The organism is Pseudomonas sp. (assembly GCF_040514055.1).
Lineage (GTDB): Bacteria > Pseudomonadota > Gammaproteobacteria > Pseudomonadales > Pseudomonadaceae > Aquipseudomonas.
In genome coordinates, this window is the sequence record NZ_JBEVDL010000047.1 from 28,591 (window position 1) to 51,281 (window position 22,691).

General features: G+C 65.0%; 16 protein-coding genes. 12 read left to right on the plus strand and 4 right to left on the minus strand.

Annotated elements, in window-relative coordinates:
- The first annotated feature begins 197 nt into the window (after positions 1–197).
- From ABWY06_RS11310 to glyA, 6 genes are all read left to right on the plus strand, one after another.
- Positions 198–4,427, plus strand: a complete 4,230-nt coding sequence (locus ABWY06_RS11310) for a bifunctional diguanylate cyclase/phosphodiesterase (protein WP_502948188.1) — start codon at positions 198–200, stop codon at positions 4,425–4,427.
- A 172-nt stretch (positions 4,428–4,599) separates the two neighbouring features.
- Positions 4,600–5,421 carry a protease inhibitor BamI-like protein gene (locus tag ABWY06_RS11315; protein ID WP_353925665.1) on the plus strand — a complete coding sequence of 274 codons (822 nt, stop codon included), beginning with the start codon at positions 4,600–4,602 and terminating at the stop codon, positions 5,419–5,421.
- 80 nt (positions 5,422–5,501) lie between these two features.
- Positions 5,502–6,983, plus strand: a complete 1,482-nt coding sequence (locus tag ABWY06_RS11320) for an RICIN domain-containing protein (protein WP_353925666.1) — start codon at positions 5,502–5,504, stop codon at positions 6,981–6,983.
- Positions 6,984–7,508: 525 nt separating this feature from the next.
- Entirely contained in the window at positions 7,509–8,333 is an 825-nt protein-coding gene (locus ABWY06_RS11325) for a protease inhibitor BamI-like protein (protein ID WP_353925667.1), read from the plus strand.
- A 107-nt stretch (positions 8,334–8,440) separates the two neighbouring features.
- The gene (locus ABWY06_RS11330; RefSeq protein ID WP_353925668.1) at positions 8,441–9,727 is read left to right on the plus strand and encodes an RICIN domain-containing protein; all 1,287 of its coding nucleotides are present in this window, start codon (positions 8,441–8,443) and stop codon (positions 9,725–9,727) included.
- A gap of 231 nt (positions 9,728–9,958) precedes the next feature.
- Positions 9,959–11,212 (plus strand): serine hydroxymethyltransferase, encoded by a 1,254-nt coding sequence (glyA, locus tag ABWY06_RS11335; protein ID WP_353925669.1) that lies wholly within the window; start codon positions 9,959–9,961, stop codon positions 11,210–11,212.
- A gap of 100 nt (positions 11,213–11,312) precedes the next feature.
- Here the strand turns inward: glyA and yjiA are convergent, their stop codons facing one another.
- From yjiA to ABWY06_RS11350, 3 genes are all read right to left on the minus strand, one after another.
- Positions 11,313–12,275, minus strand: a complete 963-nt coding sequence (gene yjiA, locus ABWY06_RS11340; protein ID WP_353925670.1) for a GTPase — start codon at positions 12,273–12,275, stop codon at positions 11,313–11,315.
- Between the two features lie 73 nt (positions 12,276–12,348).
- Positions 12,349–12,549, minus strand: a complete 201-nt coding sequence (locus ABWY06_RS11345) for a YbdD/YjiX family protein (protein ID WP_353925671.1) — start codon at positions 12,547–12,549, stop codon at positions 12,349–12,351.
- Between the two features lie 24 nt (positions 12,550–12,573).
- Positions 12,574–14,637: a carbon starvation CstA family protein gene (locus ABWY06_RS11350; protein ID WP_353925672.1), complete on the minus strand. Its 2,064-nt coding sequence runs from the start codon at positions 14,635–14,637 to the stop codon at positions 12,574–12,576.
- Positions 14,638–14,966: 329 nt separating this feature from the next.
- Here ABWY06_RS11350 and ABWY06_RS11355 point away from each other — a divergent pair, with 329 nt between their 5' ends.
- From ABWY06_RS11355 to ABWY06_RS11380, 6 genes are all read left to right on the plus strand, one after another.
- Positions 14,967–16,340 carry a cache domain-containing protein gene (locus ABWY06_RS11355; protein WP_353925673.1) on the plus strand — a complete coding sequence of 458 codons (1,374 nt, stop codon included), beginning with the start codon at positions 14,967–14,969 and terminating at the stop codon, positions 16,338–16,340.
- A gap of 15 nt (positions 16,341–16,355) precedes the next feature.
- Complete coding sequence (locus ABWY06_RS11360) at positions 16,356–16,991, plus strand: response regulator (protein ID WP_353925674.1); 636 nt, start codon at positions 16,356–16,358, stop codon at positions 16,989–16,991.
- Positions 16,992–17,162: 171 nt separating this feature from the next.
- Positions 17,163–18,323, plus strand: a complete 1,161-nt coding sequence (locus ABWY06_RS11365) for a DUF3142 domain-containing protein (protein ID WP_353925787.1) — start codon at positions 17,163–17,165, stop codon at positions 18,321–18,323.
- Entirely contained in the window at positions 18,310–20,508 is a 2,199-nt protein-coding gene (locus ABWY06_RS11370) for a hypothetical protein (RefSeq protein WP_353925675.1), read from the plus strand. The genes ABWY06_RS11365 and ABWY06_RS11370 overlap by 14 nt, the downstream gene beginning before the upstream one ends.
- Before the next feature lie 32 nt (positions 20,509–20,540).
- Positions 20,541–20,912 carry a PilZ domain-containing protein gene (locus tag ABWY06_RS11375; protein WP_353925676.1) on the plus strand — a complete coding sequence of 124 codons (372 nt, stop codon included), beginning with the start codon at positions 20,541–20,543 and terminating at the stop codon, positions 20,910–20,912.
- Positions 20,913–20,970: 58 nt separating this feature from the next.
- A complete protein-coding gene (locus ABWY06_RS11380; protein WP_353925677.1) occupies positions 20,971–21,264 on the plus strand; it encodes a hypothetical protein in 294 nt (97 codons plus the stop codon).
- A gap of 58 nt (positions 21,265–21,322) precedes the next feature.
- On the opposite strand, the gene radA is transcribed toward ABWY06_RS11380, so the two are convergent.
- Complete coding sequence (gene radA, locus ABWY06_RS11385) at positions 21,323–22,687, minus strand: DNA repair protein RadA (RefSeq protein WP_353925678.1); 1,365 nt, start codon at positions 22,685–22,687, stop codon at positions 21,323–21,325.
- Positions 22,688–22,691: the final 4 nt, after the last annotated feature.

Consider the following 22,691-nt stretch of genomic DNA (forward strand, 5'->3'; position numbering starts at 1 on the left):
GCAGACTGAGGGGCAGCGCTGCTCGCATGCGTGGGGCAAAACTACCGGAATGCGCCTCTCAGGGCAAACTGCAGACAGGGATTCGTCGAAAAAACTGGCACTTAGCCATTACCACTGGCAAGCTGGCCGGCTGCCATGCGTCCCACTCCAGGCGCGCTGCCTGCTACCCTTTTTACTCGACTGCGCAGGACTCTCCGGTGCCCAAGCCGCTTCCACCCACCCGACAGCCCCACGAGCCCCGTCCAACGCCCTGGCGTCGCTCGGTGAAAGGCGTGTTGGTGGGCCTGGTGCTGGTGCTGCTGGCCCTGCTGCTGTGGCAGCTGCGCGAAGAGTTCCAGCAGTTGCAGGCCAATCAACGGCAGCGCGGCCACGAATACAGTGCACAACTGGCCCATCACCTCGACCTGAGCCTGGAGTTCAAAGCCCTGGCTGGACTCGCCCTGTTACGCCAGAGTGGCGTCCCGGTAACGTCGCCGGGGCTACAGGCGACCATGCCGCCGGGCCTGACCACAGTGTTCCCTGGCTTGCGCAGCCTGGCGTGGCTAGATGACCAGGGTCGTTTGCTCGCCGATACGGCGCCGGCCGACGATGGGCCGTATCTGGCCGAACTGCTGCGGCGCTCGGCCGGCAAAGCTTTCCATTACGCCTTCGATGGTCGCGCTGCGGGCCAGATCTACCTGCTGCTGCGCCAGGCGCCGGAGGGCGAACGCAGCGGCTATTGGGTGACCCGCCTGGAGCCCGCGGGCCTGTGGCAATGGCTCGACAGTGACCACAGCAGCGAACACCACTGGCTGCTGGAGGACCTGCCCAGCCGGCAGGTCATCGCTCGCCACCCCGTCGAGCAGCGTGGAGTGGCCATTCCGGTGACGGCCCAGGAGCAGGACCAGACCATCCTGCAACGGCCGCTACTCGGCAGCGATTGGCAACTGCGCGGGCTGTTCGATGCCCGCCAGGTACGCAAGCAGGTACTGCCGGCGCTGGCCGGCAAGTTTCTGCTGTTCCTGCTCTGTGCCGGCCTGATTCTGCTGGCGTTGGTGCGCCTGTTGCGCGAGGAACGCAGCCTGCGCGCCAGCAATGCCGCCTCGCAACGCTCGCTGCAGCACGCCGCCAGTGCCCTGCGCGCCATCGAGGAGCGAGTGTTGGTTACCGAGGGCAACGGCCAGTTGCTCTACTTGAATGCCCAGGCGGAACAGCTGTTTGGCCTGAGCAGCGCGCAAGCCCAGGGCCAGCATTTGCTCAGCTTGTTGCCGCACCTGGATCCGCTGCTACTGTACGGGACGGTGATGCCCCATGACCCCGAGCCCGACCTGGTGGAGGTGTGCCACGAGGGGCAGCCGCGGCTGTTCACCGTGACCCGCAGCGACCTCAGTGAAAGCACGGCGCCGGCCGGTTATGTCTGGGTCCTGCGCGATGTCACCGAGCAGGAGCAGGCCCTGCGCGTATTGCAGGAAACGCGGCGACGCTACCAGGACATCTTCGAAGGCACCGGCATTGCCCTCTGTGTACTGGATCTGGCCGGGCTGCGCCCGTTCCTGCAGTCACGCGGGCTGCACGACCGCGAAAGCCTGGAGCAGTGGCTGCAAACCGAACACGGTGAGCATCAGGCGCTGCTGCAGCAACTGCAGATTACCGAAACCAACCAGGTGGCCCTGCAACTCTTCGGGGTGAGCTCCACCGCGCAGGCCTGGCACCACCTGATCGACCGCCGCCCCGTACGGGTCGGCGGGTTGCGCTATCAATTGATCATGGCCGTGTTGGGCGCCTCGCGTCAGCTGGAGATGGAAAGCCGCATCGTCACGTCCGATGGCCAGGAGCGCCACCTGTGGCTGGTGCTGCGCCTGCCGGACGACCTCGAGGATTGGCATGCGGTAACCCTCAGCATCAACGACATCACCGGCCGCAAACGCACCGAGCTGTCGCTGATCGAGCGTGAGCGGTTCTGGTCGGACGTGGTCCGGGCGGTTCCCGACACCCTCTATGTCCACGACATCACCCACAAATGCGTGTTGTTCAGCAACCACCATATGGGCCTGCGCCTGGGCTACAGCCGGGACGAAGTCGCGGCCATGGGCGAGCATTTCTGGGAGCATATCCTGCACCCCGACGACAGCGACTACTACTGGCGCATCCGCAACCTGCAACAGGTGATCGGCAACGGCGTGCTGCTCGAATCGCTGCTGCGCTGGCGTCACAAGAGCGGCCAGTGGCATTGGTACAGTATCCGTGAGCAGGCGCTGGCACGGGATGCCGACGGCCGGGTCAGCCGCCTGATCGGGGTAGCCAAGGACATCACCGAACAGGTCAACAGCAGCGAGTCGCTGCGCGGCAGCGAACAACGCTATCGACTGCTGGCCGAAAGTATCAGCGACGTGATTTTCTCCAGCGACAACAACCTGCAGCTCAACTATGTCAGTCCATCGGTGCAACCGGTGCTGGGCTATAGCCCCGAGTGGATCATCACCCACAGTTTCCACAGCGTGGCGGCCGACCCGCGCCAGTTGGCCAGCCTCGACCTGCTGCTGGGGCGCATCCGCCTGGCCTTGGGTGATCCGCAGCGCCTGGCCGACCTGCGCGAGCAACTGGCGCCGCAGCTGTTTCTGTTCGACTGCCTGCGCGCGGACGGACGCAAGATACCGGTGGAATTGCGCATCGTACTGATGTGGGACGGTCAGGACCGCTTCGAGGGTGTGCTGGGTGTAGGCCGCGATATCAGCCAGCAGCGCCGGGCGGAAAAAGACCTGCGCATGGCCGCCACCGTCTTCGAACACTCCACCGCGGCGATCCTGGTCACCGACCCGGCCGGCTATATCGTCCAGGTCAACAAGGCCTTCAGCCGCATCAGCGGTTATGCCAGCGCCGAGGTCCTGGATCAGTTGCCGGGTATGCTGACCGCCGATCGCCAACAGGCCAGCCAGCTCAGCTACATCATGCAGCAGCTCAACCAACGTGGCAGCTGGGAAGGCGAAGTCTGGCTCAAGCGCAAGGACGGCGACAGCTACCCGGCCTGGGTCGGCATTACCGCGGTGCAGGACGAAGAGGGCGACCTGGTCAGCTATGTGTGTTTTTTCAGCGACATCAGCGAGCGCAAGGCCAGCGAACAGCGCATCCATCGCCTGGCTTACTACGACGGCCTGACCCAGTTGCCCAACCGCACCCTGTTCCAGGACCGTCTGCACTCGGCCTTGCAACACGCCCAACGGCATCAGGAATGGGTGGTGCTGATGTTCCTCGACCTCGACCGCTTCAAGCCGATCAATGACTCGCTCGGCCACGCCGCCGGCGATCGCATGCTCAAGGAGGTCGCCCAGCGCCTCGGTGAGTGCGTGGAGAGCGACGACACCGTGGCGCGCATGGGCGGCGACGAGTTCACCCTGCTGCTGCATCCCTGCGCCACCCGCGAAGGCGCGTTGAACCGCGCCGTGCATGTGGCCGAACGGATAATCGCCGGCCAGACCCGGGCCTTTGTGCTGGAAGGGCGCGAGTTCTTCGTCACCGCCAGTATCGGCATCGCGCTCAGCCCCCAGGATGGCAGTGAGCTGAGCCAGTTGATGAAGAACGCCGACACCGCCATGTACCACGCCAAGGAACGCGGCAAGAACAACTTCCAGTTCTACCAGGCCGATATGAACGCCAGTGCCCTGGAACGCTTGGAGCTGGAGAGCGACCTGCGCCACGCCCTCGAGCAGGGCGAGTTCCTGTTGCATTACCAGCCGCAGTTTTCCAGCGACGGCAAACGCCTGACCGGCGTCGAAGCACTGCTGCGTTGGCAGCACCCCCGCCGGGGCTTGGTCGCCCCTGCCACCTTTATTCCGGTGCTGGAGGAATTGGGCTTGGTGGTCCAGGTCGGCGACTGGGTCCTGACCGAAGCCTGCCGACAGCTCAAGGCCTGGCAGGACAGCCAGGTACGAGTGCCGAAAATCTCCGTCAACCTGTCGGCCCGGCAGTTCGCCGACGGCCAGTTGGACACCCGTATCGCCAGCATCCTGCAGGAGAGTGCGCTTGCCCCGGCCTGCCTGGAACTGGAACTGACCGAAAGCATCCTGATGCGCGATGTGGGCGAGGCGATGCGCATCCTGGCCGGCTTCAAGCGCCTGGGGCTGAGCATCGCAGTGGACGATTTTGGCACCGGCTACTCCTCGCTCAACTACCTCAAGCAATTCCCCATCGATGTATTGAAGATCGACCGCAGCTTCGTCGATGGATTGCCGACCGGCGAGCAGGACGCGCAGATCGCCCGGGCCATTATCGCCATGGCCCACAGTTTGAAACTGTCGGTGATCGCCGAGGGCGTGGAGACCCAGGCGCAACTGGACTTCCTTCGTGCTCACGGCTGCGACGAAGTACAGGGCTATCTGCTCGGACGCCCCATGCCTGCCCGGCAATTGGCTGCGCAATTCAGCGGCGCGGCGCTGTTTATCCTCAGCTAAACGCCGTGGCGCCCTGAGCCAGCCCCGCATAATGTGATCGATTCTACACAACGAAAACTTACCGAGCGCATGTCGGAACTTCTCGGGCAGGCTGTGCGACAGTTATCGTCACGTTCGCCGACAGGACGCGACAATAAAGCACGACAGTGCTCCTGCTTCCGAGAAAGTCCTTATGCAAGCCCACTCCAAGATCCTTCTGTTTGGCTGCGCCCTGCTGATCAGCGCCACCGCGGCTTTTGTCTGGATAAGTCGCTCGGAGGCCGTCCCAGTGAGCGACATCCCGCCGCCTGCGCCCAGCGCAGCAGCACCCGCCGGCGTCAGCGCCAATGGCCCGGCCGTCGCCGCCCGAGTAGGCCAGGCCCGGGCAGCGCAGCCCGACCACCCCCTGGCTGTGAGCGACGAGCAACTGCTCGCCATGGCCGACAGCAACCCCGATTACCCGACCCTCGCTGATCGCCTCAGCGAAGTGTCGGCGCGACGCGACGGGCAACACGTGGACGTGGCCGCCCTCTACGCGGCCACGCGCAAATCCAGCGCCTGGGAACCCCTGGACAGCATTCCGGAAGGCTTCCCGCTCTCGGTCGCCGAACAATACGATGGTCGCCAGTTTATCCAGGTCGACCCGATGAAAATCGAGTCGCTGGTACCGGGCGACACCCTGGACATCGACATTGGCCAGCTCAATCAGAGCTTCACTGCCGTAATCGACAACGTCCAGGCGCAACCGAATAACAACGTGACCTGGACCGGTCACCTGAAAGATATGGAAACCCCCTCGCAGGTGGTCTTCACCCGCGGCGAGTCCTTGATCGTGGCCGGCATCACCACCCCCCAGGGCCATTTCGAAATGGAGGCCCGGGGCAACAAGGGCTGGATCGTCAACAGCGCCACGCTGTTCAAGACCCCCGATGTGTTGATCGAAGTGCCGCGCGAAGAGCTGGCGAAGACCCCCGCTACGCTGCCGCCGGCACCGGTCGAGAAGAACCTGCTGTAGACCCTCTCGCACCGTGCGGGAGGTCTTAAACAGCCCCCGCCTCCCCATTTTCAGTAGAATGCCCACCAAGGAACACCCCGATGCCCAGCAGTCAGCGCAATGTCCTGCGGACAGCCCTCTTGCCCTCCTTTCTGACAAGATGCACGGCAGTGCTGGCGCTTGGCCTTGCACCGGCGCTGGCCGTCCAGGCCGCCACGGTCGATGTATTGTTCCTCTACGATGCCTATTCCAATACGCACTTCAACGGACAGACGGCCACCACGCTGCAAAGCTGGGTCACTCAGGCCAACGGTATGTACCGGGCCAGCAACGTTGATATCCAACTGCGCCTGGTCGGCGCGCTGCCGCTGGAAATTGCCGGTACCGATATGGGCGACGTGCTGGGCAAACTCAGGGTCAACGCCGTGGCCACACAGAAGCGCACCGAGCTGGGTGCCGACTTCGTGGTCCAGGTGCATGAACGCGGCGCCTGCGGGATCGGCTACGTAGCGGTCCACCGCGATTGGGCCTTCAACGTCACCGGCCCCACCTGCGGCGCCCAGGTACTGGCCCACGAACTCGGACACAACATGGGCCTGGTGCATTCGCGCAAGCAGGGCGATACCAGCGGCTCGCGTTACCGCTATGGAATCGGTCATGGGGTAGACGGCTCGTTCGCCACCATCATGGCCTACCCTGGGGTATTCAACGGGACCTGGATGCCCAACTTCTCCAACCCCAGCATGACCTGCAAGGGACTGCCCTGCGGTATCCCCGCAGGCCAACCGAACGAGGCCGACTCGGCCCTGGCCCTGCGGAACGTCAGCGCTGAAATCGCCAACTTCCTGCCCACCCGCACAGGCACCGGCGGCACAGGTGGGACTGGTGGCACGGGCGGCACCGGTGGCACGGGCGGGACCGGCGGCACGGGCGGGACCGGTGGCACGGGCGGGACTGGTGGCACCGGTGGCACGGGCGGGACCGGTGGCACGGGCGGGACCGGTGGCACGGGCGGGACCGGCGGCACGGGCGGGACCGGCGGCACGGGCGGGACCGGTGGCACGGGCGGGACCGGCGGGACCGGTGGCACGGGCGGGACCGGTGGGACCGGTGGGACTGGTGGCACAGGTGGGACCGGAGGTGTAAGTGGCACCCCGGCCGGGGTCTATATGATCCGGGTACAGCAAAGTGATCGCTGCATGGATGTGCGCTCCGCATCCAAACTCGCCGGAGCTCCCGTGGTGCAACGCAGCTGTCATGGCGGCACCAACCAGCGCTGGGTCGCAACGCTGCTGAACGACGGCCATTATCTGTTGAAGTCCAAACTCAGCGGCCACTGCCTGGAAGTGGCCAACGGCGCCACGGAGAATGGCGCAGTGGCCCAACAGATGACCTGCACCCAGAACGCAAACCAACGCTGGAAAAATCTTCGCCAAAGCGATGGCAGTTATATCCTGGTCGCCAAACACAGCGGCAAGGTGCTGGACGTCGCCCCGGACGCCATGCTCAATGGCCAGCGTATGCGGCAATGGACCGGCAGCAATGCGGCCAACCAGCGCTTCGTCTTCCAACGCGTGGAATAACAGCCGCTTGTGAGCGCCGACCCGGTCACCATCCCGTCGGCGCTCACGAGCCCTGCCGCAACGGCGAGGTAGCGTCGGCAGCCGTCATGGGACTCGTCACCGCTCGTAAAAGACGCTGCCGAAGGTGATTCACCCTGTTCAGTAGCCCCAGCACGCCGCATTGATCCTGCGAACCAACGTATAAAGGTCGCCGCCCGCCCAACGTTAAACCCAACGCTACCCGCTGCGCCCATCACCCCGTAGTGCATGGATCGAAATGCGCGGCCCGACACAGCACTTAGGGTCACACCGCACACTTCCTTATCGAACCTCCACCAGGTTCTCAACTTCATACACTTTCGCTATACAACACCTCCAATAACGCGACTCCACCAACTGTTCGTGACCTGGCCAACATAAACCAACTTTCCCCACTCAAAAGCCCTTATCGAGTCGACAAGTTGTGCGCGGCTTATCGTATGCCCCAGCGCAAACACTCAACAATAAAAGCGTAATTAGTGCCCTCCCCTACAACAAGAGGCGTTTATGCTAACCACCCAAAAGATTGCCCTGTTTGGTGGCGCCGTGCTGGTCAGCGCAACGGCGGTATTCGTTCTGCTCAACCCATTGCAGCCCGCGCTGCCGACACCGGCCATCACCCAGGCCACACCCGCCAGCCCCAGCCTGGGGGAGGCCAGACGCACCCAGCCAGCAGCCGTCAAGCCTGCGGGCGCCGCAATCGCACCCCCGGCCGACGCCGAGGCAGCGCTGAGCGAAGCCCAGCTACTGCGCCTGGCCGACAGCAACCCCGACTACGCCACCCTGGCCGACCGGGTGGGCGAGGTGTCGGCACGGCGCAACGGCCAAGCCGTGGACGTTGCCGCCCTGTATGCGGCAACCCAGCAGAAATCCGCCTGGAAAGCACTCGATGGCGTACCCGAGGGGTTCCCGCTGTCCGTCAGTGAGCAGTACGACGGCCGCCAGTTTATCGAAATCAACCCGATGAAAATCGAGTCCTTGCTACCCGGCGACACCCTGGATATCGACATCGGCCAGCTCAACCAGAGCTTTACCGCGGTCATCGATAACGTCCAGGCCCAACCAGGCAACAACGTGACCTGGACTGGCCATCTGCAAAACCAGGAAACCGAATCCCAAGTGGTCTTCACCCGTGGAGAGTCATTGATCGTCGCCGGCATCACCACACCCCAAGGGCATTTTGAGATGGAAGCCCGTGGCGACAAGGGCTGGATCGTCAGCAGCGCCACCCTGTTCAAGACCCCAGATGTATTGCTTGAGGTGCCCGCTGACGAGTTAGCCAAAACACCCGCCACCTTGCCGCCCGTGGTTGAGCAAGAACAGGTTTTGTAACCTCAGGCCATTTTATCAAGAGCGACTCTTAGCCATTTACTCAATGGCAATGACAATGTTTACCCCCATTTCCATTTAAATAATTCAATTCGAAAAGGACCGCAACGATGCCAACTACTTCGCATAACGTCGTCCGCACTTCCCGTCACTGGAGCACCGATCTGAAAAAACTGGTGAGTATTGCCGCGCTTGGCTTGTCCCCTTTGATGGCCGCTGAAGCCGCCACCGTGGATGTCTTGTTTTTATACGACGCTTACTCCAACCGGCACTTCAACGGACAAACCTCCACCACCCTGCAAAGTTGGGTCACCCAGGCCAATACCATGTACAAGGCCAGTAACGTCGATATCCAGTTGCGCTTGGTGGGCGCAGTGCCCATGGAGATGGCGGGTAACGAAATGGGGCAAGTACTGGGCAATTTAAAAGCCAATACCTGGGTGGCGCAGAAACGCACCGAAGTGGGTGCCGACTTCGTGGTACAGGTGCATGAACGGGGCTCCTGCGGCATAGGTTATGTCGCGGTGCACCGCGACTGGGCCTTCAACGTCACCGGCCCTACCTGCGGCGCCCAGGTACTGGCCCATGAGCTGGGTCATAACATGGGCCTGGTGCATTCGCGCAAGCAGGGCGACACCAGCGGCGCCCGCTACCGTTATGGCATCGGCTATGGCGTGCCCGGCTCGTTCGCCACCATCATGGCCTACCCGCAGGTATTCAATGCGCCCTGGCTGTCCAAGTTTTCCAGCCCCAACCTGACCTGCAACGGCCAGCCTTGCGGCATCCCCGCCGGGCGCCCGGACGAAGCCGACTCGGCCCAGGCGCTGCGCAATGTCAGCAATGAAATCGCCAACTTCCTGCCCACCCGCACCGGAACAGGCGGTACGGGCGGCACCGGAGGTACGGGAGGAACCGGTGGGACAGGGGGCACGGGTGGTACAGGCGGCACCGGCGGTGGAACCGGTACCGCAGCGGGGGTCTACCTGATACGTGCCCAGCAGAGTGGTCGCTGCATGGATGTCTATTCCGGCTCCACGGCCGAGGGCGCGGCTGTCGTGCAATGGTCCTGCCACGGCGGCAACAACCAGCGCTGGGCCCTGACCTTGATGAGCGACGGTCACTACAGCATCAAGTCCCGACTCAGCGGCAAGTGCCTGGACGTTATTGGCGCCTCCACCAGCAACGGTGCTTATACCCACCAGTTGAGCTGCAGCCAGGCGCCCAGCCAGCGCTGGAAGCTGGCCCGTCTCAGCGACGGCAGCTATACCCTGACCGCCAAGCACAGCGCCAAGGTGCTGGACGTCACGCCGGATGCCAACCTCAACGGCCAGCGCCTGCGTCAGTGGGCCTGGGTCAACGCCACCAACCAGCGGTTCACCTTTCAGCGGGTGGAATAAGCCCTCACCCTGCCCCTGCCCTGAAACCCATTGCCCCCTCCCGGGGGCATTGGCGTTGATCGGCCGGGCGCGACGGTTCGCCGCAATCCCCCCGGTGCCACACACAAGGCACTCCGTCCATGAAGCTCACTTGTCCGTCACATGACCGACCTTCATATGCCTGTTCGCGACGGATGCGGTAGAATCCGCCCCCTCTTACCACCGCCCAACTGATTTTCTCAGGGGATTGCCATGTTCAGCCGTGAAACGACTCTCGCCAACTACGATGCCGACTTGTTCGCCGCGATGGAGCAAGAAGCCCAGCGCCAGGAAGAGCATATCGAGCTGATCGCCTCGGAGAACTACACCAGCCCGGCGGTAATGGAAGCCCAGGGCAGCGTACTAACCAACAAATACGCCGAAGGCTATCCGGGCAAGCGCTACTACGGCGGTTGCGAGTACGTCGACGTGGTCGAGCAGCTGGCGATTGACCGCGCCAAGCAGCTGTTCGGCGCAGACTATGCCAACGTTCAACCCCATGCCGGTAGCCAAGCCAATAGCGCGGTCTACCTGGCCCTGCTGAATGCTGGCGACACCATTCTGGGCATGAGCCTGGCCCATGGCGGTCACCTGACCCACGGCGCCAGCGTCAGCTCCTCCGGCAAGCTGTACAACGCCGTGCAGTACGGCATCGACGGCAACGGCCTGATCGACTACGACGAAGTCGAGCGCCTGGCCCTCGAGCACAAGCCGAAGATGATAGTCGCCGGTTTTTCCGCCTACTCCCAAGTGCTGGATTTCCCGCGCTTTCGCGCCATTGCCGACCAGGTGGGTGCCTACCTGTTCGTCGACATGGCCCACGTGGCCGGTCTGGTTGCCGCTGGCGTGTACCCCAACCCGGTGCCGTTCGCCGACGTGGTCACCACCACCACCCACAAGACCCTGCGCGGTCCCCGCGGTGGCCTGATCCTGGCCAAGGCCAACGAAGCCATCGAGAAAAAACTCAACTCGGCGGTCTTCCCCGGCGCCCAGGGCGGCCCGCTGGAGCACGTGATCGCGGCCAAGGCGGTGTGCTTCAAGGAAGCCTTGCAGCCGGAGTTCAAGTCTTATCAGCAGCAGGTGATCAAGAACGCCCAGGCCATGGCCGCGGTGTTTATCGAGAACGGCTTCGATGTGGTCTCCGGCGGTACCGAGAACCACCTGTTCCTGCTCAGCCTGATCAAGCAGGACATCACCGGTAAGGACGCCGACGCCGCCCTGGGTCGCGCCTTTATCACCGTCAACAAGAACTCGGTCCCCAACGACCCGCGCTCGCCCTTCGTCACCTCGGGCCTGCGTATCGGTACCCCGGCCGTGACCACCCGCGGCTTCAAGGAAGCCGAATGCCGCGAGCTGGCCGGCTGGATCTGCCAGATCCTCGCCAACCTGAACGACGAGGCGGTGATCGACCGCGTGCGCGAGCAGGTCAAGGCGGTCTGCGGCAAATTCCCGGTGTACGGCCGCTAAGCGACAGCGCCGAGCAGATCGGCCAGAAAAAGCCCGGCAATAGCCGGGCTTTTTTATGGCTTCGCCCCGGGGGTGGGGCTCCTACAGGCCGGCACCAGGCTCAGGCGTGGGCGGCGGCGAAGCCCGCCCGGATCGCCGCTTCCGGCAACTGGTCACCGATAAACACCAGCACGCTCTCGCGCGGTTCATCGACCGCCCAGTCGCTGTCCCAATCGAACCCGTACAGTTTCAGCACGCCCTGGAACACCAGCCGACGCGGTTCGTTGGCGATGCAGAGCACGCCCTTGTAGCGCAACAGCGACTGGCCATGGTTCTCCAGCAGCCCGTTCATAAAATCGCTGAGGCGGTCCAGGTCCAGGGCTTTTTCGCTGCGCAGTACCAGGCTGGCGATGCGGTCGACCGCCGGCGCCACGGCCGTGAGCGGGCGCAGGTTGAGCTGCGCATTGAGGTTGAAGCCACGGATATCCAGCAGTTCGGCCAGCTCGATGCGGCCCTGCCGCACCACGGCGATCGGTGCCCGCCGGTTGATACGCGTCAGGCGCTGGGTCAGGGCCTCGAGCTGCGCCGCGTCCACCAGGTCGGTCTTGCTCACCAGCAGCCGGTCGGCAAAGCCGACCTGCGCCTGGGCGATGGGATGCAGCAGATGTTGCTCGGCATGGGCGGCGTCGACCAGGGTGATGATGCCGTCGAGCAGGTAACGCTCGCGCAATTGCTCGTCGACGAAAAAGGTCTGGGCCACCGGCGCCGGATCGGCCAGGCCGGTGCACTCGATAACCAGCCGGTCGAACTGGATCGCCCCGCTGTCCAGGCGCTCCAGCAGCAGGAACAGCGCGCGTTCCAGGTCGCCATGGATGCTGCAACAGACACAGCCGTTGGCCAGCGTCACCACCTGCACGGGTGCCTCGCCCAGCAGTTGCGAATCGATACCGGTCTCGGCGAATTCGTTTTCGATCACGGCGATCTTCAGGCCATGCTCGGCCTGCAACAGGTAGCGCAGCAGCGTGGTCTTGCCGGCACCGAGAAAGCCGCTGAGCACGGTGACCGGGATGGGGGTGGGCGTCATCACTGAGGTCCTTGCCAATAGCGGAAAAGGACGCGCCACGACGATGCGTGGCGCGTGGGTCAAACGAATGGACTCAGCAGCACTTCACCGAGCCTTTACCACCGCCGTAACGCGCCTCCTGGCGCTCACGGAAAAACGCCTCGTAACTCATCACCGGCTGGTCCGGGTGCTTGCCTGCCATGTGCTGGACATAGTTGTCGTAGTCCGGCATGCCCACCATCAGGCGGGCCGCCTGCCCCAGGTATTTACCGAGACGATTGAGGTCATTGAACATGAACTGCACCCTCCGGCGAGACGGTCATGCGCGCTCCGCCGGCATCGGCTGGAACGGCGTTTCCTTATCGGTACGCGCGTTGTTGCCCCAGGCCGCGATCCCGACTTTCAGCGCGTAGAACAGGATGCTGAACACCACCAGCAGGAACAGGATGGTCAAGCCGGCGTTGGTGTAAGCGTTGAGCACCACGTGCTGCATCTGCCCCAAATCCTTGGCCGGGGCCAGCACCTGGCCGGCGTCCAGGGCGTCGCTGAACTTGCGCGCCTGGGCCAGGAAACCGATGGCCGGGTTGCTGTCGAACAGCTTGATCAGCCCCGCGGTGGTGGTGCAGATCAGCAGCCAGACCGCCGGCAGCAGGGTGACCCAGACGTAACGCTGACGTTTCATCTTGATCAGTACCACGGTGCAAAGCATCAGCGCGATGCCTGCCAGCATCTGGTTGGAAATGCCGAACAGCGGCCACAGGGTGTTTATGCCCCCCAGGGGATCGACCACGCCCTGGTACAGCAGGTAGCCCCAGAGCGCCACGCAACCGGCGGTGGCGATCAGGTTGGCGATCCAGGAGTCGGTGCGGCGCAGCGCCGGGACGAAATTGCCCAGCAGGTCCTGCAGCATAAAGCGTCCGGCACGAGTGCCGGCGTCCACCGCGGTGAGGATAAACAGGGCCTCGAACAGGATCGCGAAATGGTACCAGAAGGCCATGCTGTTCTGCCCCGGCAACACTTGGTGCAGGATCTGCGCGATACCCACCGCCAGGGTCGGTGCGCCACCGGCGCGCGACAGGATGGTGGTCTCGCCGATGTCCTTGGCGGTGGCGATCAGCTGCTCCGGCGTGATTACGAACCCCCAACTGCTGACCATGGTGGCGACGCTGACTGCATCGCTGCCGACCACGGCCGCCGGACTGTTCATGGCGAAGTAGACGCCCGGCTCGATCACCGAGGCGGCGACCATCGCCATAATCGCCACGAAGGACTCCATCAGCATGCCGCCGTAACCGATGTAACGGGCGTTGGTTTCATTGTCCAACATCTTTGGCGTGGTGCCTGAGGAGATCAGCGCATGGAAACCCGACACCGCGCCGCAGGCGATGGTGATAAACAGGAACGGGAACAGGCCGCCTTTCCAGACCGGCCCGGTGCCGTCGACGAACTGGGTCAGGGCGGGCATTTTCAGGTCCGGCATGACCACCAGGATGCCGATGGCCAGGGCCACTATGGTGCCGATCTTGAGGAAGGTGGACAGGTAATCACGGGGCGCGAGGATCAGCCAGACCGGCAACACCGCGGCGACGAAGCCATAGCCCACCAGCATCCAGGTGATCTGGATGCCGCTGAAGGTAAAGGCCTTGGCCCATTCCGGGTCGGCGGCGATCTGCCCGCCCAGCCAGATGGAACCAAGCAGCAGCAACACCCCGACCAGCGAGATTTCACCGATGCGGCCCGGGCGGATATAGCGCATGTACAGGCCCATAAACATGGCGATCGGAATGGTCGCCATCACGGTGAACATGCCCCAGGGGCTGTCCGCCAGGGCCTTGACCACGATCAGCGACAGCACCGCGAGAATGATGATCATGATCAGGAAACAGCCGAACAGGGCGATGGTGCCCGGCACCTGGCCCATTTCCTCGCGCACCATGTCGCCCAGGGAGCGGCCGTTGCGGCGGGTGGAGAGGAACAGCACCATAAAGTCCTGCACCGCACCGGCCAGCACCACCCCGGCGATCAGCCACAGGGTACCCGGCAGGTAACCCATCTGCGCCGCGAGCACCGGACCTACCAGCGGACCGGCCCCGGCGATAGCGGCGAAATGATGGCCGAAGAGCACGTGTTTGTTGGTCGGCACATAGTCCAGACCGTCGTTGTTGAGCACCGCCGGCGTGGCGCGGGTGGGGTCCAGCTGCATCACCTTGGTGGCGATAAACAGGCTGTAGTAGCGGTACGCAACCAGGTAGATGGCGACCGCGGCGACCACGATCCAGAGTGCGTTGATCGGTTCGCCGCGTTGCAGCGCCACAGTACCCAGCGCGAATGCGCCCAGCACTGCGACCGCGAACCAGACGATATGGTTAGCCAGTCGGGACATTGAGGGCCTCCTGCCGTTGGCCAATGGCGCACGGCACTAATTGTTATTGTGGGTTTCCCAGGGGACGCTGGTTCGGCGAAACACCGAGCGCGTCCTCCCAGTATGGAGCCTGACTACTATCCTGGCACGGCCCGCGCAGCGACATTCGCAGAACTACCCGCGTTCTCTCGGTAGAACTACCGAGGCGACCGGCATCAGCGCGGACTGTTTTAGGGCCGTGGGCAGCGCCAGGCAGCGGCGCGGGTTTATCATGCGCCGCCACCGTCTCACGTTGGCCGCCCGGCACGGCATTGCCGCCGGGTCGCATGCCGCCCTGCGGAGATCGCCCCATGCAGCTCAAGTACAAGATCGCGGCGCTCAGCCTCCTGCCGATGCTGCTGGCCGTGGCCGTGGTCTGCGCGCTGGTGCTGGTGCAGAACCAGCGCCTGGGCGAACAACAGGCCCGCCTGATCGAAAGCAGCATTCTCACCAGCAAGCAGGCTGAACTGAAACACTATGTCGAGATGGCCCTCAGCCTGGTATCGCCCCTGTACGACAACGAGCAGGACGAGGCGGCGAGCAAGCAACAGGTGCTGGCAGTGCTGGCCAGGATGAGCTTTGGCAGCGACGGCTACTTTTTCGTCTACGACCGCCAGGGCCGCAACCTGATGCATCCTCGTCAGGGCGAACTGGTTGGCCAGGACCTGTGGAACCTGACCGACCCCAAGGGCCTGCCGGTGATCCAGGCGCTGTTGAACAGCGCCACCTCGGGCAACGGTTTCCAGCGCTATGCCTGGCAGAAGCCCTCCACCGGCCAGGTCACCGACAAACTGGCCTATGTGGTGATGCTTGACCGCTGGGGCTGGATGCTCGGTACCGGCCTGTACCTGGACGACGTCGACCAGGCCATGCGCCAGGTACGGAAGGAGGCAGCGGCGGGCATCCGCGCCACCATGCTGGCAATTGCCGCGGTGGCGCTGGTGGCGGTGCTGCTGGTCTTTACCGGCGGGCTGGCGCTGAACGTCAGGGAGCAGCGCCTGGCCGATCGCAAATTGCAGCTGCTCACCCAGCGCATCGTCAGCCTGCAGGACGAGGAGCGCTCGCGCGTCTCCCGTGAACTGCACGACGGCATCAGCCAGTTGCTGGTGTCGATCAAGTTCCAGTTCGAACTGGCCGGCCATCAGCTGGCCGCGGGCGGCGACCAGGGTCTGCAAACCCTGCACCAGGGCACCGAACGGCTCGCGGCGGCCATCGGCGAGGTACGGCGGATTTCCCACGACCTGCACCCTTCGCTGCTCGACACCCTGGGCTTGCCCTCGGCCATCGGCCAACTGGTTGCCGAGTTCGAACCGCGCAGCGGCTTGCAGGTGCATTACCGCAACGGCCTGGGCGACACCGTCCTGGATGACGGCGTGGCCGTGGCACTGTTCCGGGTGTTGCAGGAAGCGCTGACCAATGTCGAACGCCACGCCCGCGCCCAAGGTGTGGAGATCGACCTGGACGGCCAGGGTCACTGGGTGCGGTTGCAGGTGCGCGACGACGGCTGCGGCTTCAACCCCCGGCACCTGGACAACGTCAAGAGCGGTATCGGTCTGCGCAATATTCGCGAGCGGGTCGAGCATTTTGGTGGGCGCTTCGCCCTGACATCCACCCCGGACGGCACGCTGCTGGAAGTGACCCTGCCCTGCCAGGGGCTTGGCCCCCCCGCCCCCGCCGGCGCCTGACCCTTGGAGATCACCATGCAGCCCGCCACGCCAATTCGTATCGTTCTGATCGACGATCATGCCCTGGTGCGCGACGGTATCCGCTCGCTGTTGTCGCTGATGCCGCAGTTCGACGTGATTGGCGAAGCCGCCAGCGGTGCCGAGGCGCTCGAGCTGTTGCAGCGGATCCAACCGCAGATACTGCTGATGGATATCGGCTTGAAGGATATCAACGGCCTGGAGCTGACCCGACGCCTGCGCCAGCTGTATCCGGCGCTGAAGGTGCTGATCCTGAGCATGTACGACAATCAGGAGTACCTGACCACTTCCCTGGAGGTCGGCGCATCCGGCTATGTCCTCAAGGAGGCCCCGTCCCGGGAAATCATCGCCGCCATCGAGGCGATAGCCGCCGGAGGCAGTTTCTTCAGCGCCGAGATCGCCCGCAAGCTGGCACGCCGCGCCCCCGAACCCGAGGGCCTGACACCCCGGGAGCGCCAGGTGCTGCTGATGCTGGCCCAAGGGCTGAACAACAAGAACATGGCCCAGGCCCTGCAGATCAGCGTGCGCACCGTCGAGACCCACAGGTTGAGCATCCGCCGCAAACTGGCGATCGACAAACCGGCGGACCTGGTCCGCCACGCCCTTGAACATGGCTGGGTCCCTGACCACTAGCACAGCGTGAACCCGCGCACAGCACTGAGCCTTCGGCACGCTACACTGCGCCGCATTCGACACACCGGAGTCCCCATGCCCGCCCGCACCCTGCCCGCCCTTTGCCGCGTGCCCGCTGGCGGGCGGCTGTCCGGCGGGTGGCGCGTCATCCGCCTGGGCCTGGCGCTGCTGATGCTGGGCCTGATGGCCTGCGAGGCGGGTCCCGCACCGTCTGCCCTCGACCAGCAGCTGTATATCTGGCAGCGCCAATGGCGCCCGAGCCACGGCGAGGCCCTGGCCGCCAGCCGCGCCGACTTTTCCACGCTGCGGGTGCTGGCCTTGCAAGCACAGCCCGGGGAGGGTTGGACCCGGGCGCGAATCGATCCACGGCTGTTGACCCAGGACGGCCGCCCCCTGATTGCCGTGGTGCGCCTGGACGGTCAATTGCCGCAACTCGATATCCCGACGATTCGCCGCGAAATAGGGCAGTTGCTGCGCGACTGGCAGGCCCTCGGGTTAAAGCCGGTCGGACTGGAAATCGACCATGACTGCGCCAGCGCGCGCCTGGCGGGTTATGCCGAGCTGCTTATGCAACTGCGCCAGGACCTGCCGGATGGGCTCCGCCTGAGCATCACCGCCCTGCCCGCCTGGCTGGCCAGCCCCGCCCTGGAGGCCGTGCTGCAGCAGGTCGACAGCTCGGTGCTGCAGGTGCACGCGGTCACCGCACCGTCCCGGGGCTTGTTCGACGGCCCGCAGGCCGAAGCCTGGGCCAGGGCTTATGCCAGGCGCAGCGCGAAACCCTTCTACCTGGCCCTGCCCGCCTATGGCATGGCCTTGCTCGACAGCGCCGACGGCGCGCCCCGGGTGGAAAGCGAAGTGCCGTTGAACAGCGTGGCCGCACGTCAGGAACTGCACGCCGACCCACGCCAGGTCGCCGAACTGATCCAACGTCTGCGGGCCGCCTCGCCCCCCGGCTTATCCGGCCTGGTCTGGTTCCGTCTGCCGCTGGCCGGCGACCGCCGCGCCTGGGCAATGCGCACGCTGCTGGCGGTGGTCCGCGGCCAGCCCCTGGACAGCGCGCTGACGCTGCAGGCCCGCAGCCAGGGCCATCTGCATGAACTGCAGTTGAGCAACCTCGGTACGCTGGCCGAGGCGCTGCCGCCGCGCCTCGAGATTTCCGCCCGTGGTTGCGAGGCCGCCGATGCCGTCGGCGCCTACCGCGTGACGCTGACCGCCAGCGGCCTGCTGTACCAGCGCCAGGCCCCGGCGCAACTCGCCGCCGGGCGCAGCCAGGCCCTGGGCTGGGCACGCTGCCAATCCCTCGATCAAGGAGTGTCCCGTGTCGAACCCTGAGTGGTCCCGTGATCTGCTGGGCCTCGGTCTAGGACTTGGCCTGAGCCTGTGCCTGCTGCCGGCCCAGGCCTGCGGGCCGGATTTCCCCTTGCGCCTGCTGGACAACCGGGCCCAGACCCTGGCCGAGCTGCCGGAGAACAACTTCGCCTTCGAGGTCAGCCGTCTCGGCACGGCCATTGCGGGCTTGAAAAGCGCGCAGCACGGCCCACAGGACGAATGGCAGGAGGGCATTCTCGAGGGGGTGGAACGCCGCGAGCAAGTCGAGCAGCAGGAACTGTCCGCGCCGCAGCTGCAACGGGTGCGGGCATTGCGCGCGCTGACGGACCCAGAGCAAGCCTACCGCGAAGGGGCCGACCTGCCGGCCGAACTGCGCCTGTACAGCGCCGGCGCCGTGGCCTTCGCCCAAGCCCAGGATGAACTGGCGATCAGCTACTTCCAGCAGCTGCTGGCGTTACCGGCGGCCGAGCGCCCACTGCGCAGCACCTGGGCCGCCTACTCCCTGGGCCGGCTCGAGGCCGCGCGCAGCCTGCCGGACGGGCTACCGGCAGGCGCCGCCGACAACGAGGCCGAAGCCGCAGCCTTTGCCCGCAACGCTGCGGCGCGCGCCCGTGCGGCCTTTCAGCAGGTGCGCCAGTTGGTCATCGAGGGGTTCAACGACCCCCTGGAACTGGCCATCGCCAGCCTGGGCGAGGAAGCCCGGATCGACAAAGACCAGGGCGATTGGGCCACTGCCATCGGCCTGTACGCCAGCCAATACCGGCAGGGCGACCTGGGCGGTTACACCTCCCTGAGGTTTCTCGCCCGTGAGCTGAGCACGCTGCCGGAAGCCGAGTTGGTGCCGCTGTTACGCGAATTACCGGTGCAACAACTGGTCACCGCCTATCTGATCAGTCGCGCGGATTGGGCGTACGACGAACAACCGGCCGGACAACCCCAACTGATTGCCCTGCTGCAACGCAACGATATCGCCAACCTGGCCAATGCCGACCGCCTGGCTGCCCTCAGCTACCAGACCGGCCGCTACGAGAATGCCGCGACCCTGCTCGAACATGCCGGCGACACCGGCCTGGCCTGGTGGCTGCGAGCCAAGCTGGCGCTGCGCCGCGGCGACAAGGCCGCCGCCAGCCTGGCCTACGCCAAGGCGGCACAGGTCTTCCCGACCGACGAGCACTGGGGACCGCGGCGTGACGCCAACTGGAACTTCGAATACGTCACGCCTCGCTGCCGGGTGGACGGCGAACGCGCGCTGTTGGCCCTGGAGCGTGGCGACTATCTGGAGGCCTTCGCCCAGCTGTACGCCAGCGGCGACATCTACTGGCAGGACAGCGCGGTGGTGGCCGAGCGGGTACTGACCCTCGACGAACTCAAGGGTTATGTCGACCAGCATGTCGTGGCACCGCCCCCCGCGGTGGAAAGTGAGGGTGAGGGCCATTTCTACAACCCGCGCCCGGTAGCGGCACGCCTGCGCCAGTTGTTGGGCCGGCGCCTGCTGCGCGCCGAACGCTACGCCGAGGCGGTGGCCTATTTCGATGGCCCCCAGGCGCAGCAACGGGCGTCCGAGTATGGCCAGCAGCGCATGGCCGGCCGCGAGCGCTGGCGCGCGATCGACCGCGCTCAGGCCCTGTATGCCGCCGCGGCTATCGCGCGGCGCCACGGCATGGAGCTGCTGGGCTACGAAATGTCACCGGACCATGCCAGCACCGATGGCAATTACGAGATCGAGTGGGCCGACCGGCAGACCGCTGCCCCCTGGCTCAGCGCGGCCGAAGCCACCCGGCAGAATGCTCACCTGGCGCAACCCAACAAGCGTTATCACTACCGCTATGTGGCCGCCGACCTGGCGAACCAGGCGGCCGACCTGCTGCCAGAGCGCAGCCAGGCATTCGCCGCGACCCTGTGCAAGGCCGGCAGCTGGTTGATCGAGCGCGACCTGCCGAGTGCGCGGATCTACTACAACCGCTGGACCAGCCAGGGCGCCTGGCTGCCCTGGATGGTCAACTTCGGGCGGGGCTGCGAGGAGCCGGATTTCGACCTGGCCCGCGAGCGACTCTGGCAGTACCGCGAAACTGCTGTGCGCCAGGCCCTGGCACCCTACTCACGGCCATTGTGGGGCGCGTTTGGCGTCAGCCTGGTGTTGCTCGGCGGGCTTTACTGGCGCGCGCGCCGGCAAGGCAAATCGACTTAGCTATAGTGATTCAAACCTCACAGGAGTGCGACATGAGTGATACAGCCAATGAGCGTCGACGCTTTCAGCGCATCGCCTTCGACGCCGCCACCGAACTCACCCAGGGTGAGCGGCGCTGGTCGGTCGAACTGCACGACCTGTCGCTGAAAGGCCTGCTGGTCAAGCGGCCGCCGGAGTGGAACGGCGATCCCGACCAGCCCTTTGTGGCGCGAGTCGATCTGGGCCCGGATACCCAGGTCAGCATGGAAGTGGTGCTGACCCGTACCCAGAACGACTTGCTGGGCTTCGTGTGCCGGCATATCGATATCGAGTCCATCAGCCACCTGCGGCGCCTGGTAGAACTGAACCTGGGCGACGAGACCCTGTTGGAGCGCGAGCTGGCGGCATTGGGCGACGACCACTGAGCCTGAGACCAGGAACACCTTCGCCTCCCTTAGCGCGGCAGTGAGGGCCAGCGCACCGATGAAGACTCCAGACGTACAGGTCGTCGATCCGGTCGCCCGGCATCAGGTGCTGGATCCGCTGTCGCGGTTGTCGGAAATCCTCTCCACCCTCCCGGTGGTGCTGCCCTTCGTCCTGTTCGATCAGGCCGAGCAGGCGCTGCGCATCTCCAACGGCGTGGCGCTGGTCATGCTGACCCTGCTCGGGTTGGGCTTTGGCCACTATGCCGGCATGCGCCGGCCCTGGCTGACTTCCCTGGTGTTCACCGTGCTGGGTGTCGCCCTGGTCTCGGCGACCATTACCCTGGGCGGCTGACCAGCTTTTCCGTAGGTCGGGTTAGCGCAGCGTAACCCGACAGGCCAGGGCACGGCCCCTAGTCAAACAACGCGTCCAGCGCCTGTTCCAGGCGGGTCACCGCGATCACCTGCAAACCGGGCGGCGCCTCTTTCGGGGCATTGCCCTTGGGCACTATGGCCCGTTTGAAACCGTGCTTGGCCGCCTCCTTGAGACGCTCCTGGCCGCTGGGTACCGGGCGCACCTCGCCGGACAAGCCGACCTCGCCGAACACCAGCAAGTCATGGGGCAACGGCCGGTTGCGCAGGCTGGAGATCACCGCGGCCATCAGGGCCAGGTCCGACGCCGTTTCCAGCACCTTGACCCCACCAACCACGTTGAGAAACACGTCCTGGTCATGGGTGGGAATGCCGCCGTGGCGGTGCAGCACCGCCAGCAGCATGGCCAGGCGATTGGGGTCCAGGCCCAGGGTCACCCGCCGTGGATTGGCCATATGGCTGGTGTCGACCAGGGCCTGGACCTCCACCAGCATCGGCCGCGTGCCTTCCCAGGTGGCCATTACCACGCTGCCGGGCACTTCTTCCTGGGCGCGGGTCAGGAAGATCGCCGAGGGGTTGGTGACCTCCTTGAGGCCTTTGTCGGTCATGCCGAACACCCCCAGCTCGTTGACCGCGCCAAAACGGTTCTTCACCGCCCGCAGCAGGCGCAGGCGGCCATCGGACTCGCCCTCGAAGTACAGTACGGTATCGACCATATGCTCGAGCACGCGCGGCCCCGCCAGGGCGCCATCCTTGGTCACATGGCCCACCAGGAAAATCGCCGTGCCGCTCTGTTTGGCATAACGCACCAGCAGCGCCGCGCTCTCGCGCACCTGGGACACGCCGCCAGGGGCGGACTGCAGCTGTTCGGTGAAGATGGTCTGGATCGAGTCGATCACCATCACCTTGGGTTGTTCGATGCGCGCGGTGGCGATGATGGTTTCGATGCAGGTCTCGGTCATCACCTTGAGTTTGTCCTCCGGCAGACCCAGCCGGCGCGCGCGCATGGCCACCTGCTGCTGGGACTCCTCGCCGGTGACATAGAGCGCCGGAAAACGGCTGGCGATATTGCACAGGGTCTGCAGCAGGATGGTCGACTTGCCGATGCCCGGATCGCCGCCGATCAGCACCACCGAGCCGTCCACCAGGCCGCCGCCCAGCACCCGGTCCAACTCGCCGGACGCGGTGGAAAACCGCGGCATTTCCTCGACGCTGACCTCGGCCAGGGTTTTCAGCTGCGCCGGTTGGCCGGCCCAGCCGGCACGCCCGCTGGGGGCCACCCCATTGGCTTCGATCAGGGTTTCGGTGAGGGTGTTCCAAGCCCCGCACTCACCGCACTGCCCGGCCCATTTGGGGAAGGTGGCGCCGCACTCGGTGCAGCCGTACATGCGCTTGGCCTTGGCCATGGGG

Coding starts and splice junctions, on each gene's coding strand:
- ABWY06_RS11315 (WP_353925665.1), top strand. CDS start 4,600: ATGCAAGCCCACTCCAAGATCCTTCTGTTTGGCTGCGCCCTGCTGATC.
- ABWY06_RS11320 (WP_353925666.1), top strand. CDS start 5,502: ATGCCCAGCAGTCAGCGCAATGTCCTGCGGACAGCCCTCTTGCCCTCC.
- ABWY06_RS11325 (WP_353925667.1), top strand. CDS start 7,509: ATGCTAACCACCCAAAAGATTGCCCTGTTTGGTGGCGCCGTGCTGGTC.
- ABWY06_RS11330 (WP_353925668.1), top strand. CDS start 8,441: ATGCCAACTACTTCGCATAACGTCGTCCGCACTTCCCGTCACTGGAGC.
- glyA (WP_353925669.1), top strand. CDS start 9,959: ATGTTCAGCCGTGAAACGACTCTCGCCAACTACGATGCCGACTTGTTC.
- yjiA (WP_353925670.1), bottom strand. CDS start 12,275: ATGACGCCCACCCCCATCCCGGTCACCGTGCTCAGCGGCTTTCTCGGT.
- ABWY06_RS11345 (WP_353925671.1), bottom strand. CDS start 12,549: ATGTTCAATGACCTCAATCGTCTCGGTAAATACCTGGGGCAGGCGGCC.
- ABWY06_RS11350 (WP_353925672.1), bottom strand. CDS start 14,637: ATGTCCCGACTGGCTAACCATATCGTCTGGTTCGCGGTCGCAGTGCTG.
- ABWY06_RS11355 (WP_353925673.1), top strand. CDS start 14,967: ATGCAGCTCAAGTACAAGATCGCGGCGCTCAGCCTCCTGCCGATGCTG.
- ABWY06_RS11360 (WP_353925674.1), top strand. CDS start 16,356: ATGCAGCCCGCCACGCCAATTCGTATCGTTCTGATCGACGATCATGCC.
- ABWY06_RS11365 (WP_353925787.1), top strand. CDS start 17,163: ATGCTGGGCCTGATGGCCTGCGAGGCGGGTCCCGCACCGTCTGCCCTC.
- ABWY06_RS11375 (WP_353925676.1), top strand. CDS start 20,541: ATGAGTGATACAGCCAATGAGCGTCGACGCTTTCAGCGCATCGCCTTC.
- ABWY06_RS11380 (WP_353925677.1), top strand. CDS start 20,971: ATGAAGACTCCAGACGTACAGGTCGTCGATCCGGTCGCCCGGCATCAG.
- radA (WP_353925678.1), bottom strand. CDS start 22,687: ATGGCCAAGGCCAAGCGCATGTACGGCTGCACCGAGTGCGGCGCCACC.